The organism is Halomonas sp. ATBC28 (genome assembly GCF_005937175.1).
In the GTDB taxonomy this organism is placed as follows: domain Bacteria; phylum Pseudomonadota; class Gammaproteobacteria; order Pseudomonadales; family Halomonadaceae; genus Vreelandella; species Vreelandella titanicae.
On sequence record NZ_VCQL01000025.1, the window covers coordinates 17,954 to 33,039 of the forward strand.

Consider the following 15,086-nt stretch of genomic DNA (forward strand, 5'->3'; position numbering starts at 1 on the left):
GTTAAAACGCAGAAAAATCAGTCATCAGAGATACGCGCACGTAGTTGACGCTGCAACACTTCGAACAAGCTATCAATCGTCAGGGCCAACAATGCAATGGTCAGCGCCCCTTGAACCACATAGGCCATATTGCCGTTCACGATGCCGGAGATAATCGGGTCACCAAGGTTACTTGCTCCCACGGTAGCCCCTAACGCGGCAGTGGCAATATTGATGGTCACCGAGGTTCGGATGCCCGCCAGAATGACCGGTGCTGCCAGAGGGAGCTCAACTTGACACAGGATTTGCGTTGGCTTCATGCCCATAGCGTGAGCAGCCGTTTTAATATCGCCTTCGACGCCCTGCAAACCAGCAAGAGTATTGCGCACGATAGGCAATAGCCCGTAGAGCATTAAAGCGACAATAATGGGCAAGGTGCCAAACCCCAGAACGGGTACCGCCAGCGCCAGAACCGCCACTGGAGGAAACGTTTGCCCTAGTGATGCCAACTGGGCCACCAGTGGTAGAAAATCACTCCCCCACCTGCGGGTAACGGCGATACCCGCCGCGACTCCCACGATAATGGTCACCACCGCTGCAATGCCGACGACAAAGAGGTGGCGGCCTAGCAAAGTGACAAAACCGGCGCGATCGTAGATGACTTGCCGGGCATCGGGCTCAATCCAGCGAAATAGGGGCTCGGCAGCCGACATGGCAAAGACGCTCATCATTAGCAGCGCCCCCCAAAACAGTGGCCATAGCCATTGTGGGGCTTTTTTGTGGGGCTGGGCGACGCTTAGCGAGTTACTCACGCGGGTTTCCATTGTCCAGTTGAGCCTCCTTGATAATTCTCCGCAACGATAGCTCACCGACCGGCACATCATGTTGGTCAACAACGGTCAACCGGTCGCTATGATCGCGCAGCATCATGGAAAGCGCCTGACGTAGCGAGAAAGTCCCAGGGATGCGCGACTGCGCGGGCAAGGTAGGCCCCATAGAGGTCATATGATCTTTCACACGGGTTAACGCGGCTTGTTTAAGGCCTCTTTCCAGCCCACCTAAAAGCGACTCGACAAAAGGGTCGGCAGGGCTTTGTAATAGCGCCAGCGGTGAACCTTGTTGCACGATTCGACCTTCGCGCATCACCACTAAGTGATCCGCCAGCTTAAGCGCTTCATCCATATCATGGGTCACAAACACTACGGTTTTATGCAGCCGTGCTTGTAGCTTGGCCAGCTCATCCTGTAGCTTTTCACGGGTAATAGGATCAAGCGCGCCGAAGGGTTCATCCATCAACAAAATATCCGGGTCTGCCGCCAGGGCACGCGCAACACCCACTCGCTGCGCCTGCCCCCCTGAAAGCTGATGCGGGTATTTATGCCCAAACTCATCCACTGGCAAACCGAGCAAATGCATTAGCTCGGCCACCCGTGACTGGACGTCCGTTGCTGACCACTTCAATAACCGTGGCACCAGACCGATGTTGCGCGCAACGTTCCAGTGGGGAAACAGCCCGGTGTGCTGTATCACATAGCCAATCCGGCGACGTAGTTTTACAGGGTCATACGCGTCTATCGCCTGCCCATCGAGGATGATGTCGCCTTCGCTGTGCTCAATTAAGCGATTGATCATGCGCAAGGTGGTCGATTTACCACAGCCCGAGGTACCCACTAACGCACAGAATTTACCCTTCGCCACCCGTAGAGAAATATCGTCCACCGCGGTTTCATCCCCAAACCGCTTGGATACGTGGGATAGTTCGATCATCTTGTTCCTCCGGGGCGCAGCGCTTCTGCCAAGGCACCTAAGCCCGCATCCACCACCAGAGCCAGCATTAAAATAGGCAGTGCGCCAAGCAGCACCATATCCATGGCGGCCTGACCTAAGCCTTGAAAAATAAAAGTACCTAACCCGCCCGCACCAATCAGAGCGGCAACGGCGGTAAGCCCAATGGCCTGAACAGTGGTAATTCTCACCCCTTCCAACAGCACCGGCAGCGCCAGCGGTAACCGCACCTGCCAAAAACGCTGCCCGGCACGCATGCCCATGCCTTTGGCGGCTTCTAATGTATCGGGACTGACTTGTTCAAGCGCGGTATAGGTGTTGCGCACAATGGGCAGCAGGCTGTAGCCAATCAGTGCAATTAAGGCGGGCGTAGTGCCAATACCGCTAACGCCAAGCTGGGCTAAAAAAGGCACGTTGGTGGCAAGCCAGGCTAGCGGCGCCAGCAGTAGACCGAATAGCGCCAAACTGGGAATGGTTTGAAGAAAATTGAGCACAGCAAACGCGCCCTTCTGCAGCCGGGCATAGCGGCGCATCAGCATGGCAAGTGCCAGCCCAAGCACAATGCTGACACTGACGGCGATACTGACCAGCTTAATGTGCTGCGCGACGGCGCTTAGAAACTGTTGATCACGGGCTTTAAATTCTTGAACGAGGGCAAGCGTTTCCAGCCCAAAAGCTGCACAGAGCCACCACATCAGCGCGACACCACATAGCAATAGCGTGGGCCATACCCGCGTGAGGTTTAAGCGCAAGCGTAGTTCTACTAAACACAGCAGCAGTACAAACAGAACAACCCAATACGCCGCTCCCATGCCTAAACGCGCTTGAGGCATCTCAGGGTCAATCAGTAAATAGCTGCTCGCCATCAACCCCACTGGCATTAGCGCCATGATCACTATCACCGCCGCTAACAGCGCTCGGTAGTGACGATGGGTTGGCTGGCACGCGAGAATACCGATAAAGGAGAGCAATAGCGTTGCCAATAGCGCACCTGGCCAGCCAAAAGCCTCCAGTGCGCCATGCCCCGTCCCTAACACAATCCGGTTGGGGGCCATGCTGACCACATCAAGTAACCAGAATGCAGCCAGCATAATAAGGCTCAGGCTAACGAGCACAACGTTAGGGTGCCACCCTTCCCAACGAAGCCGCGGGGTGGGCAGTGCATCCATCAACGACATTAATTAGTTATCCCGAGCGTTAGCATTAAATTATAAGATTACCAGGCATTAATTATTAAGCGAATCGAGGTAGTCGCTGGCCACTTGGGATGGAGACAACCCGTTAACGGCGACATCGGCATTGAGCGTTTGCAGAGTGACCAGATCAAGGCTAGTGAAAACCTCATTGAGCAGCGCTTCTATTTCTGGATAGGCTTCAAGTACGCTTTCACGAACCACGGGGGCAGGCTGATACACCGGTTGCACGCCCTTGGTATCTTCCAGCACGACCAGCCCCAGCGCACTTAAGCCACCGTCCGTACCATAGGTCATCGCGCCATTAACACCGCTGGTCTGTTGGGCGGCCGCACGCATGGTAGCAGCGGTATTACCACCAGAGAGCACCAACAGTTGATCATCACTCAACTCAAAACCGTAGGCTTCCTGAAATGCGGGCAGTGCTTGTGAAGACTCGACAAACTCAGCGCTTGCAGCAAATTTGAACTCGCCGCCGTCGGCCAAATAGGCGGCTAGATCTTCTAGACTCACCAGCTCATTTTCCTCGGCAACATCCTCGCGGACGCTCATTGCCCAAGTGTTATTAGCGCTGGCAGGCTGCAGCCATATCAAGCCTTGCTGCGCATCACGCTCGCGCACTGTTTCATAAGCCTGATCTGCATTATTCCATACTGAACTGTCGGTCATATCGAAAAAGAACGCGCCATTACCCGTGTATTCTGGATAAAGGTCAATCTCGCCCGCTTCAAGCGCAGTGCGGACAACGCTAGTGCCGCCCAGCTGTAAGCGGTTTTCGGTCGCAATGTCATTGCGCTCCAGGGTCTGAATAATCAGCTCGCCCAGAACAGAGCCTTCTGTATCGATTTTGGATGACACCACCACAGGCTCGTTAGCGCTGACTTGGGAGAATGCCGCGAGGGATACGGCACAAGCAGCGATTAAGGGCTTAGCAATGAAAGAATTGGCTGAAAAGCGCATCTTTGAATTCCTTTTGAAGTGGGCTTTAAACGACCGAGGCTCTTATAGTCATTATAAGAGCCATCAGCGTTTAAGTTAGCGCATAAGCCACCAACGAGAGATGAAGGTTTTTGGGTTAAGGTGCTTCTAATACCCAAGACGTGCCTTCTCGGGAGTCCTTGAGAATAATCCCTAAAGCGGCAAGCTCATCGCGGATCGCATCCGCTTGGGCGAAGTCTTTATTCGCCTTAGCCTCAATGCGCTGAGCAATTTTCGCTTCGATCTCGCTCTCGCTGAGCGGCATACCCTGCTGCTGCGTGCCTTTTAAGAACGTTTGTGGCTCTTGCTGAAGAAGCCCCAAAACTGACCCAAGCTGCTTTAACTCGCCCGCCAGCTTGGCAGCTTCATTAGGCTGTTCTTGCTTGGCGCGATTGACCTCGCGAGCCAGCTCAAACATCACCGCCAAAGCTTCGGGGGTATTGAAGTCATCGTCCATTACCTGAGTAAAGCGCTCACGGTAAGCTGAAGCGTCATCACTATTTGCCGCGCCTAGCTCAAGACCTTCCAGCGCGGTGTACAAGCGCGTTAGCGATTTACGCGCCTCGGTCAGTGAATCAACCGAGTAGTTGATCGGGCTACGGTAGTGACTCGCCACCAGCAGAAAACGCACCACTTCTGGGTCGTGCTCGGCCAGCACGTCGCGAATGGTGAAGAAGTTGCCCAGGGATTTGGACATCTTTTCCTGATTCACCCGCACAGCGCCTGCGTGCATCCAGGTATTGACGTAGGTTTTGCCAGTGGCCGCCTCGGATTGAGCGATCTCATTTTCATGGTGCGGAAAGGTTAAATCCGGCCCGCCGCCATGAATGTCGAAAGTGTCACCCAGGCAGCAGGTCGACATCGCCGAGCACTCGATGTGCCAGCCAGGCCGGCCGTTACCCCAGGGCGACGCCCAGTGCGCCTCCCCCGGTTTGGCTGCCTTCCAGAGCACGAAATCGAGCGGGTCTTCTTTATGAACATCCACATCAACCCGGCTGCCTGCACGCATATCGTCTAACTGGCGGTTATTGAGCTTGCCGTAATCAGCGAATTTGCGCACCCGATAGTAGACATCACCGTTATCGGCCGCGTAGGCAAAGCCTTTTTCAATCAGCGTTTCAATCATTGCCACGATATCGTCGATATGGCCGGTGGCGCGCGGCTCATGGCTGGGCGGCAATACAAATAGGCGCGCCTCATCTTCGTGCATGGCATCAATCATGCGCTCTGTCAGCGCAGTGATACTTTCGCCATTTTCGTCGGCGCGCTTGAGTATCTTGTCGTCGATATCGGTAATGTTGCGCACGTAGTTAACGTCATAGCCGCGTTCTCGAAGATAGCGGGTGATGACATCAAAGGCGACCATTACGCGAGCGTGCCCTAGGTGGCAGTAGTCATACACCGTCATGCCGCAGACATACATGCTCACTTTACCCGCTTCTAGTGGGGTGAAAGGTTCTTTGCGGCGCGTCAGCGTATTGTAAATATGCATATGGCTATCCATGTTTGTTTTAGCCCTTCTGCTTGATTTTAGCCCAGCTATCTTTCAACCCCACGGTACGGTTAAACACCAAATGCTCTGGCGTAGAGTCGTGACGGTCAGCGCAGAAGTAGCCGACGCGCTCGAACTGGAAGCGTGACTCGGGCGTTGCGAAGGCTAAGCTTGGCTCTCCGATGGCTTGGCAAACGACCAGCGACTCCGGATTAAGATGCTCTAGAAAATCGACATCTTTATCGCGATCAGGCTGCTCAACGGTGAACAGGTTGTCGTAAAGACGGACTTCCATTGGCACGCCGTGTGCAGCGCTGACCCAGTGAATAACGCCTTTGACCTTACGCCCTTCGGGGTTTTTACCCAGCGTATCGAAATCCACCGAACAGTGCAGTTCGCTGATCTCACCGGCGGCGTCTTTGAACACCTCATCACAACGAATCACGTAGCTATTGCGCAGGCGTACTTCTTTACCGGGTGCCAAGCGGAAGAACTTTTTAGGCGCGTCTTCCATAAAGTCGTCTTGGTCGATATACAGCTCGCGACTAAACGGCACCTGACGCACCGTCATATCTTCACGGGCGGGGTGGCCAGGAACCTCGTACACCTCCTGGTGATCTTCCGGCACGTTGGTGAGCACGACTTTCAGCGGCTTTAACACACACATGGCGCGCGGGGCATTGTCCTCAAGATCCGAGCGAATGGCGTGGGTCAACATGGCGATATCCACCAGGCCACCGTCGGCACGGGTGACGCCAATCATCTCGCAGAATTTACGAATTGACGCGGGCGTATAGCCACGGCGACGCATGCCGGAGATCGTCGGCATCCGCGGATCGTCCCAGCCATCGACGATTTGTTCATCCACCAGCAGCTTCAGCTTACGCTTGGAAGTCAGGGTGTAGTCGAGATTCAGCCGTGCAAATTCGATCTGGCGCGGCTTCGCGGGTACTGGCAGATTATTTAAAAACCACTCGTACAGCGGGCGGTGATCTTCAAATTCCAGGGTGCAGATCGAGTGGGTAATACCTTCAATAGCATCCGACTGACCATGGGTGAAGTCGTAAGAGGGATAGATTTTCCACTTGTCGCCAGTCTGGTGATGGCTGGCATGACGAATACGGTAAATAATCGGGTCGCGTAGATTGATATTGGGTGAGGCCATGTCAATCTTGGCGCGCACGACCTTTTCACTTTCGCCAAACTCACCTTCACGCATACGCGCGAGCAAATCCAGGTTCTCCTCGGCGCTGCGTTCGCGATAAGGGCTGGGTTTACCCGGCGCCGTCAGGGTGCCGCGATACTCGCGGATTTCATCCGGCGACAGGTCGTCAACGTAGGCTTTGCCTTCACGCATTAAGTGCTGCGCCCAGGCATAGAGCTGGTCGAAGTAGTCAGACGCAAAACGCACCGGGCCTGCCCATTCAAAGCCTAGCCAGCTGACGTCCTCTTTGATCGCATCGATGTAAGCCTGCTCTTCTTTGGCAGGGTTGGTGTCGTCAAAACGTAGATGACACTCGCCACCCAGTTGCTCCGCCAACCCGAAATTTAGACAGATCGACTTCGCATGGCCGATATGCAGGAAGCCATTGGGCTCCGGGGGGAAGCGCGTCACGATTTTAGTGACCTGGCCGCCCTCGATTTCGTCGCGTACTTGGTTGCGAATGAAGTTCGGCGCTGGGGTGGTCTCGTTGGTCATGATGGTGTTGATAACCTCGTGGTGGATGGCGTGCTGCGCCGTGAGGACATAGGATACTCCTATGGCCCTTCGCGGTGCAGGGCAAAACCGCTATTATAACGTGACGCCGATGCACAGCGCCAAGGCGAACGCCTTTATTGAACAGGAATTTATCTATGATCGTATTACAAACGAACCACGGTGACATCACCATCGCTCTTAACCACGAAAAAGCGCCAATTAGTGCGGCGAATTTTGAACAGTATGTGCGCGACGGGTTTTATGATGGCACCCTGTTCCATCGCGTCATTGACGGCTTCATGGTGCAAGGGGGTGGTTTCGATAAGGAGTTCAACCAAAAACCGACCCGCGACCCTATCGACAACGAAGCCGACAACGGCTTGAAAAATACCGTTGGCACCCTGGCCATGGCACGCACCCAGGATCCCCACTCTGCCACTGCGCAGTTTTTTATCAATGTGGGCGATAATAGTTTTCTTGATCACAGCGGTAAAAGCCTTCAAGGCTGGGGCTATGCGGTATTTGGCGAAGTCGTTAACGGGATGGATGTGGTCAATGAGATTAAAAACGTAGCCACGTCTCGCCGCGGCATGCACGCCGACGTCCCCTCCGAAGATGTCATTATCGAGCGCGCGTACGTCAAAGACGCGGAATAACGCCGGGAGCCTTATGCGCACACTGCTTGTTGCCGACCTTCATCTAAGTAGCGATACCCCCGAGATCAATCAGGGGTTTTACCGCTACCTAGAGCACACTGCTCCAGGAGCCGACGCGCTTTATATTCTTGGGGATCTTTTCGATGCCTGGATTGGCGATGATCTACTGGACGCCAATACACATCCGCTTAGCGTTGTTGCACATGAAGTAATTCGCCATTTGCGCAGACTTAGCAGCGACGGTACTGCGGTGTACCTAATGCACGGCAACCGAGACTTTCTGCTGGGCGAACGCTTTATAAATGCGTGCCAGGCATTTCTGCTACCGGATATTGAGGAAGTGGAAATCCAAGGCATTCCCGTTTTACTGCTACATGGCGATAGTTTGTGTACTCAGGATGAAGCGTATATGGCTTTCCGCAAGCAGTCGCGCAATCCAGAGTGGCAGGCGCAGATGCTTGCGCTACCTTTGGAACAACGTGTAGCACTTGCGCAAAGCTTGCGTACTCAATCTGGCGAAGCCAATGCTAATAAAGCTGAAGCGATTATGGATGTGACGCCACAAGAAGTCATTGCGCTGATGGAGCACCATGGCTTGACTACCATGATCCACGGTCACACCCACCGCCCCAGAGTACATGACTTGACGGTTGAAGACGTGCCTGCCAAGCGCTATGTACTAGGCGACTGGGATGCCCAGCACGGCTGGGATATTATCATTGAGCGCGCCGACCATACCGCGCCCCGACTACGTCAGTTCTCTTTAACGGAATTACCTGATTCCTGACCGCAATTTACGAGTATAAAAAAGCCGATCATGTGATCGGCTTTTTGCTCTTGCTGTTTTTAACTTGGGCTTAAGCGACTCTAGCGCTCTATATCGGCATCGCTGCGCAGGTCATCAATCAATCCCTGCAATACCGATTGGGCACGCAACTGCTCGGCCATTTGCGCAACAAATGTCTCCATCTGCTCATCGACCTCACCTACACTGACGCTATCAAGCGCTACCACAGCCACTCCTTGCGGCAGTTCAACCGTGCGATAGACGCTCTCACCCTCTTCAGGGCGCTCCATGCGGAAGGCTTCCTGAACAATCAGCTGAGGCACAGTGCTATCGGCTTGGCGGCTTACGCTGTTGGCTTCTAGCCAATCAACATCTGCCGACTGACCGTCTCGCAAACTTGCAACCAGTGCCTGTGCCTCTTCACGCAGCGCCGCTTGCTGCTGTTCTGCGGCCACTGACATTTCAACGTCCTCGCGCACTTCATCAAGCGGCAGCAGAGTCGCATCACGCTGCTCAGCAACTCGCAGTACCAGGCGACGATCCTGATCCAGCTCAATCACTTCGCTGTTGTAGCCCTCTTCAAATACGTCGTTGCTAAAGGCCGCCGACATTACCCCAGGCTCAGATAGCACTCCGTCAGTCTCATCATCACGAGCAAGCCAGTCGCTCTCCTGCAGCGTTAGACCGAGCTCATCGGCAACGCTCTGCAAGTCGTCGGCAGCGAAGCTCTCGTCGATCAGTTGTTGAACCCGCTGGTTAAACTCATCATCAATGTCACGTAGTGCCACTTCCCGCGCTAGCTCATCGCGCTGCTCTTCAAAAGTAGGGCCCTGAATATCCGTCACCTGGATAATGTGGAAAGCGTTATCCAACTCAACAGGCTGGGATACATCACCCTCTTCGAGACCAAAGGCCGCTTCATCAAAGGCGTCACCAAAGAAGCCACGGCTGATCACACCAAGATCACCGCCCTCTTCTGCACTGGCCGTGTCGTCAGAATAGCGCAAGGCGGTATCTGTAAACGAATCACCGCTGTCCAGTGCTTCCCGAGCGGTCTCGGCTAATTGCTGCGCTTCATCGCGGGTGCGCTCATTACCAAAGGTGATCATGATATGCGACACACGGCGGTCAGCATTGCGATTTTTCTCGCGCCAGGCGTCACGCAGGGCCTCTTCATCCACGTCACGACCCTCTGCCATGGCCTGGCGGTCAATCAGCACATACTCAAGACGCACCTGTTCCGGGCGTTCATAGCGCTCCTGGTGGGCATCGTAATATGCTTGGAGATCGTCATCGCTAACGCTGATATCAGCGTCCACATCGTCACCATCCAAAACTATATAGCGGAAACTACGCTGCTGGCGCTGTAATTCGGCCAGGCGCTCTTGCTCGTTCGGCAGGCTAAAATCACTGAAGGCTAAGCCTTGCTGTAAATGCTGGCGCTGGATATCGACGCGCAACTCTTCACGAAAGGAGATCGGCGTATAGCCAGCACCGGCGAGACGATTTCGGAACACCTCTGCAGAGAAACGGCCATCCTGATCATGAAATTCCGGCAGGCTGACAATTAACTGATCCAACTGCTGTTCAGAAACGGCAAAACCACCCTCTTCTGCATACTGGGACAGCAGTTGCTGCGTGATAAGCTGGTCAAGTATATCGTTGCGCAAGGCACGCTCTTGCTCAGGCGGCACTTGTCCTGAACGCAGCGCGCGCTGAACCTCTAGCTCAACTTGCTGACGCATAATCGGCTGCCCGTTGACGCTCGCCACTTCGTCCGGATCGCTGCCAAAAAGCCCAAACAGTGACTCAATCCCGAAAAGTGCCATGGCCGCGACCATGACACCGATAATAATTTTGGCACCCCAGCTCCTGGAGCCATCTCGAATACTTTGCAGCATGCTAGCCTCAGATAGTCACAGCCAAACAGATCGGCCCGCTCAACCCAAATAATAAAAAGTGGGCCAGAAAATAACATGGGCGCATCGCCAATGCGATGCGCCCATTAGGTTACAGCAAACGCGGTCAAATTAGTTGACGGCGTCTTTCAGCGCTTTACCTGCTTTGAAGCTGGGTACTTTGGCGGCACTGATCTGGATTGGCTGACCCGTTTGTGGGTTACGGCCAGTACGAGCAGCACGCTCTTTGATCGCGAAGGTACCAAAACCTACCAGAGATACGCTTTCGCCTTTCTTAAGGCTATCGGTGACAGACTCCACCATGGCATCCAATGCGCGGGTTGCCGCTGCTTTCGGAATATCTGCAGACGCGGCAATGGCTTCAATCAGCTCGGACTTATTCACTCTTCACCCCTTGACTGTTTCAAAAAATGGCTCTGAACGGCATGGTCACCGATGGATACGACGATCAAAGCATAGCTGCGTTTTATAGCAATGCCTTGAAACATCTGTCAAGCAACCATGCCGCGAGATACCCGCTATTCAAAGCAGCGGGCACATATTAAGTAAAATTAAAGACCAGCGAGGACTTTAACAGCTTAATGGGTACTAGCAACAACGGTATTACTAAACGATGCTTCGGTACTTTTCAATGGCGCACCGTCTTCTACCTTATCAGCTAGCGCTACGGCTAAGACATCATCTATCCAACGTACCGGACGAATATCCAATGCACCTTTGATATTGTCAGGTACTTCCTTGAGATCACGGCGGTTTTCCTCAGGAATTAGCACTGTCTTTATACCACCGCGGCGGGCTGCCAGCAATTTCTCCTTCAATCCGCCTATCGGTAATACCTCACCGCGCAGATTGACTTCACCGGTCATTGCCACGTCGCAGCGTACCGCACGCTGGGTGTATGCGGAAACAATCGCCGTCACCATGGCAATACCTGCACTGGGCCCATCTTTAGGTGTTGCCCCTTCAGGAACGTGGATATGCAGGTCCTCTTTTTCGAATCGTTCGGGGTCAATGCCATACGCTTCTGCCCTGGCGCGCACCACCGTATGAGCGGCACTCACCGACTCTTTCATTACATCGCCAAGCGAACCGGTCTTGTTAATTCGCCCTTTACCCGGCGTCACGACAGACTCGATGTTGAGTAACTCGCCACCCACTGATGTCCAGGCAAGCCCCGTCACTCGGCCGATCTGGTCGTCTTGTTCCGCTAAGCCGTAACTGTAGCGGCGAACGCCTGCGTAGTGCTCAATTTGTTCAGCCGTTAAGCTCTGCCCCGCCTGGTCGACTTGCGGCTCACGCTCTTTCTCAAGCCGCTCACGCAAGACTTTACGCGACACCTTGGCAATCTGTCGCTCTAACTCACGCACACCCGCCTCTCGCGTGTAATAACGAATAAGCTCTAAAAGTGCGCTATCTTCCAGCGTTAACTCATCGTTTTTCAAGCCATTTGCGACTAATTGCTTAGGTAATAAATAGCGCTTGGCGATCGCCAGCTTCTCATCTTCGGTGTAACCCGGCAGACGAATAATCTCCATGCGATCAAGCAGTGCGCTGGGAATATTCATCGAGTTAGCAGTACAGATGAATAGCGTCTCAGAGAGATCGTAATCGAGCTCCAGATAGTGATCGCTAAAGCTGTTGTTCTGCTCAGGATCGAGCACTTCGAGCAGAGCCGAAGCCGGGTCACCGCGGTGATCCATGCCCAGCTTGTCGACCTCATCCAACAGGAAGAGTGGGTTTTTAACCCCTGCTCTGCTCATCCGCTGCATCAACTTGCCTGGCAATGAGCCAATATAGGTACGCCGATGGCCGCGAATTTCCGACTCATCGCGCACCCCACCCAGGGCTAAACGCACATATTTGCGATTGGTGGCACGGGCAATGGACTGGCCAAGCGAGGTCTTGCCCACCCCAGGTGGCCCAACGAGACATAGTACTGGGCCTTTCATCTTGCGCACGCGCTTCTGTACGGCAAGATATTCCAGGATGCGCGCTTTGACCTCTTCCAGGCCGTAATGATCTTCATCGAGCACCTGCTGCGCTTTAACGAGATCATGCTTTACCCGGGTACGTTTTTTCCATGGAACAGCGACTAACCAATCCAGGTAGGAGCGCACTACGGTAGCTTCAGCAGAGTTCGAGGCCATCATTTTGAGCTTATTAAGCTCTTGAGTGGCTTTCTCGGACGCCTCTTTCGGCATACCGGACTCTTTAATCGCCAGCTCGTACTTCTCAGCCTCATTGGGCACATTATCCAGCTCACCCATCTCTTTCTGGATAGCTTTCATCTGCTCATTGAGGTAGTACTCGCGCTGGGTCTTTTCCATCTGCTCTTTGACCCGCGAGCGGATACGCTTCTCTACTTGCAGTAGGTCGATTTCAGATTCGATCAGCGCCATCAGGTGCTCAATACGATCGCGCACCCGATCCATCTCAAGCAGCTCTTGCTTGTCGCCAATTTTAAGCGACAGGTGGGCACAAATGGTGTCCACCAAGCGGCTTGGATCTTCAATCCCCGACAGCGAATTAAGCACTTCGTTGGGGACTTTTTTGGAGAGTTTGACGTACTGCTCGAACTGATTGAGCAACACGCGTACCAGCGCTTCCTGCTCACGGCTGGTCAGCGGTTCACTCTCTCGGGGCGTTAAATGCGCCTGGGTGTAACCTGCGGCATTCTCTTCGACATTGAGAACATCCGCTCGGAAATTCCCCTCAATGAGTACCTTGACCGTACCATCGGGCAACTTAAGCAGTTGCATGATATCGGCCACGGTGCCCATAGCGTAAAGATCCGCATTGTCAGGCTCATCTTGAGACGCTTCACGCTGAGCCACCAGTAGCACACGTTTATCAGCCTCCATCGCCGCTTCGAGCGCCTGGATAGACTTTTCACGACCTACAAAAAGGGGGATGACCATTTGCGGATAAACAACCACATCGCGCAATGGCAAAAGGGGTAGACATTGTGTCTGTTCGGCGTTCTGCTGCATCGCAGACGTTCCTCGACAAATCGGATGAGTACTTAAAAGAGTACTTAGAAAAGTACTGCACACTTTTCAAAATGCTGGCGTTTAGACGTTAGCATTGAATAGGCTAGGCAGTAACACTTCACGAATTAGGCTTTATAACTCTCTCGCTAGATAACCAGGCTTCACAACACGCTTTATAAGGGCTCTCTACAGCAGAGCCCTACAAGAACACTCTACAACAACAAGGGGTCGCCTTGGCGACCCCTTGATTTAGCGCAAGCGGTTGAAGCTGGGCCGCGATACTCGACTAGCCACTAACCATCAGTGCCGTCGACACGTGCATCTTCCTGCTGAGAGTAGATCAACAGAGGTTCGCTTTCTCCGGCTATCACAGATCCGTCGATGACGACCTTGCTAACACCTTCAAGCGAAGGAATTTCATACATGGTATCCAACAGTACCGACTCTAGAATAGAGCGCAGTCCGCGAGCACCTGTCTTACGCTCCATGGCTTTTTCAGCCACCGCACGTAACGCTTCATCTCTGAACTCTAGCGTTACATCTTCCATTTCAAACAGCTTGGCGTACTGCTTAACCAGCGAATTCTTCGGTTCTGTAAGAATCTGCACCAGGGCGTCTTCAGTGAGCTCCATCAGTGTTGCGATGATGGGCAAACGACCCACAAACTCTGGAATCAAGCCAAATTTAACCAGATCATCAGGCTCTACGTCGGCCAGCAGTTCACCCACCCCACGGGAGGACTCTTTGCTTTTCACCGCCGCATTGAAGCCGATGCCGCCTTTCTCAGCGCGGTCACGAATAACTTTATCCAGCCCTGCAAAAGCACCGCCTACGATAAACAGAATGTTGCCCGTATTGACTTGGACAAACTCCTGCTGTGGGTGTTTGCGTCCGCCTTGAGGCGGCACGGAAGCTGTCGTTCCTTCAATAAGCTTCAGCAGTGCTTGCTGAACGCCTTCACCCGAGACATCACGGGTAATAGAAGGGTTATCCGACTTGCGTGAAATCTTGTCGATTTCATCGATATAAACAATGCCACGCTCGGCTTTCTCGACGTCGTAGTCGCACTTCTGCAGCAGCTTCTGGATGATGTTTTCGACATCTTCACCGACATAGCCGGCTTCCGTCAGCGTGGTTGCATCCGCAATGGTAAAAGGTACATTCAGTAACCGTGCCATGGTTTCCGCAAGCAGCGTTTTACCGCTACCGGTGGGGCCAATCAGCAGAATGTTTGATTTACCTAGCTCTACATCGCCGTCGCGTACATCTGTTTTCAAACGCTTGTAGTGGTTATATACCGCTACGGAAAGCACCATCTTGGCGCGATCCTGTCCGATAACGTAGTCATCAAGCGTATGACGTATTTCGCGTGGCGTAGGTAAACGCTCCTCATCGCTCTCGGCATCGGCTTCGAGAACTTCCTCGCGAATGATGTCATTACACAAGTCGACACACTCATCGCAGATATAGACGGATGGGCCCGCAATCAACTTACGTACTTCGTTTTGGTTTTTGCCACAAAACGAGCAGTAGAGCAGTTTGCCACCTTCGTCTTTGCCTTTGCCGTCGGCCATTCGCATACCTCTATCACTGCGGCGGCTTTCGCCG

Annotated in this window: 12 protein-coding genes; 2 read left to right on the top strand and 10 right to left on the bottom strand. The window is 53.5% G+C overall.

What is annotated here, in order from left to right:
• Positions 1-17: 17 nt before the first annotated feature.
• From E0L35_RS21955 to E0L35_RS21980, 6 genes are all read right to left on the bottom strand, one after another.
• Positions 18-803: an ABC transporter permease gene (locus E0L35_RS21955; RefSeq protein WP_022523316.1), complete on the bottom strand. Its 786-nt coding sequence runs from the start codon at positions 801-803 to the stop codon at positions 18-20.
• Positions 784-1,746: an ABC transporter ATP-binding protein gene (locus E0L35_RS21960; protein WP_022523315.1), complete on the bottom strand. Its 963-nt coding sequence runs from the start codon at positions 1,744-1,746 to the stop codon at positions 784-786. The genes E0L35_RS21955 and E0L35_RS21960 overlap by 20 nt, the downstream gene beginning before the upstream one ends.
• Positions 1,743-2,942: an ABC transporter permease gene (locus tag E0L35_RS21965; RefSeq protein ID WP_039859820.1), complete on the bottom strand. Its 1,200-nt coding sequence runs from the start codon at positions 2,940-2,942 to the stop codon at positions 1,743-1,745. The genes E0L35_RS21960 and E0L35_RS21965 overlap by 4 nt, the downstream gene beginning before the upstream one ends.
• 48 nt (positions 2,943-2,990) lie before the next feature.
• Complete coding sequence (locus tag E0L35_RS21970) at positions 2,991-3,917, bottom strand: ABC transporter substrate-binding protein (RefSeq protein ID WP_009287804.1); 927 nt, start codon at positions 3,915-3,917, stop codon at positions 2,991-2,993.
• Positions 3,918-4,032: 115 nt separating this feature from the next.
• Positions 4,033-5,427, bottom strand: coding sequence for a cysteine--tRNA ligase (gene cysS / locus E0L35_RS21975; protein ID WP_022523312.1), 1,395 nt, complete (start codon positions 5,425-5,427; stop codon positions 4,033-4,035).
• Between the two features lie 19 nt (positions 5,428-5,446).
• Positions 5,447-7,126 carry a glutamine--tRNA ligase/YqeY domain fusion protein gene (locus tag E0L35_RS21980; RefSeq protein ID WP_138801431.1) on the bottom strand — a complete coding sequence of 560 codons (1,680 nt, stop codon included), beginning with the start codon at positions 7,124-7,126 and terminating at the stop codon, positions 5,447-5,449.
• Positions 7,127-7,281: 155 nt separating this feature from the next.
• Here E0L35_RS21980 and E0L35_RS21985 point away from each other — a divergent pair, with 155 nt between their 5' ends.
• Both E0L35_RS21985 and E0L35_RS21990 read left to right on the top strand, forming a co-directional pair.
• Positions 7,282-7,782: a peptidylprolyl isomerase gene (locus E0L35_RS21985; protein ID WP_138801432.1), complete on the top strand. Its 501-nt coding sequence runs from the start codon at positions 7,282-7,284 to the stop codon at positions 7,780-7,782.
• A 13-nt stretch (positions 7,783-7,795) separates the two neighbouring features.
• The gene (locus E0L35_RS21990; protein ID WP_022523309.1) at positions 7,796-8,569 is read left to right on the top strand and encodes a UDP-2,3-diacylglucosamine diphosphatase; all 774 of its coding nucleotides are present in this window, start codon (positions 7,796-7,798) and stop codon (positions 8,567-8,569) included.
• 80 nt (positions 8,570-8,649) lie between these two features.
• On the opposite strand, the gene E0L35_RS21995 is transcribed toward E0L35_RS21990, so the two are convergent.
• From E0L35_RS21995 to clpX, 4 genes are all read right to left on the bottom strand, one after another.
• Complete coding sequence (locus E0L35_RS21995) at positions 8,650-10,470, bottom strand: SurA N-terminal domain-containing protein (protein ID WP_138801433.1); 1,821 nt, start codon at positions 10,468-10,470, stop codon at positions 8,650-8,652.
• A gap of 129 nt (positions 10,471-10,599) precedes the next feature.
• Entirely contained in the window at positions 10,600-10,872 is a 273-nt protein-coding gene (locus E0L35_RS22000; RefSeq protein ID WP_007114333.1) for an HU family DNA-binding protein, read from the bottom strand.
• A gap of 194 nt (positions 10,873-11,066) precedes the next feature.
• Complete coding sequence (lon, locus tag E0L35_RS22005; RefSeq protein ID WP_138801434.1) at positions 11,067-13,478, bottom strand: endopeptidase La; 2,412 nt, start codon at positions 13,476-13,478, stop codon at positions 11,067-11,069.
• A 293-nt stretch (positions 13,479-13,771) separates the two neighbouring features.
• Positions 13,772-15,052 (bottom strand): ATP-dependent Clp protease ATP-binding subunit ClpX, encoded by a 1,281-nt coding sequence (clpX, locus tag E0L35_RS22010; RefSeq protein WP_022523306.1) that lies wholly within the window; start codon positions 15,050-15,052, stop codon positions 13,772-13,774.
• Positions 15,053-15,086: the final 34 nt, after the last annotated feature.

Excerpts from the sequence above, each read along its gene's own strand:
- clpX (WP_022523306.1), bottom strand. The coding sequence starts at position 15,052 with ATGGCCGACGGCAAAGGCAAAGACGAAGGTGGCAAACTGCTCTACTGC.
- E0L35_RS21960 (WP_022523315.1), bottom strand. The coding sequence starts at position 1,746 with ATGATCGAACTATCCCACGTATCCAAGCGGTTTGGGGATGAAACCGCG.
- lon (WP_138801434.1), bottom strand. The coding sequence starts at position 13,478 with ATGCAGCAGAACGCCGAACAGACACAATGTCTACCCCTTTTGCCATTG.
- E0L35_RS21995 (WP_138801433.1), bottom strand. The coding sequence starts at position 10,470 with ATGCTGCAAAGTATTCGAGATGGCTCCAGGAGCTGGGGTGCCAAAATT.
- E0L35_RS21990 (WP_022523309.1), top strand. The coding sequence starts at position 7,796 with ATGCGCACACTGCTTGTTGCCGACCTTCATCTAAGTAGCGATACCCCC.
- E0L35_RS21965 (WP_039859820.1), bottom strand. The coding sequence starts at position 2,942 with ATGTCGTTGATGGATGCACTGCCCACCCCGCGGCTTCGTTGGGAAGGG.
- E0L35_RS21970 (WP_009287804.1), bottom strand. The coding sequence starts at position 3,917 with ATGCGCTTTTCAGCCAATTCTTTCATTGCTAAGCCCTTAATCGCTGCT.
- E0L35_RS21985 (WP_138801432.1), top strand. The coding sequence starts at position 7,282 with ATGATCGTATTACAAACGAACCACGGTGACATCACCATCGCTCTTAAC.
- cysS (WP_022523312.1), bottom strand. The coding sequence starts at position 5,427 with ATGCATATTTACAATACGCTGACGCGCCGCAAAGAACCTTTCACCCCA.
- E0L35_RS21955 (WP_022523316.1), bottom strand. The coding sequence starts at position 803 with ATGGAAACCCGCGTGAGTAACTCGCTAAGCGTCGCCCAGCCCCACAAA.
- E0L35_RS21980 (WP_138801431.1), bottom strand. The coding sequence starts at position 7,126 with ATGACCAACGAGACCACCCCAGCGCCGAACTTCATTCGCAACCAAGTA.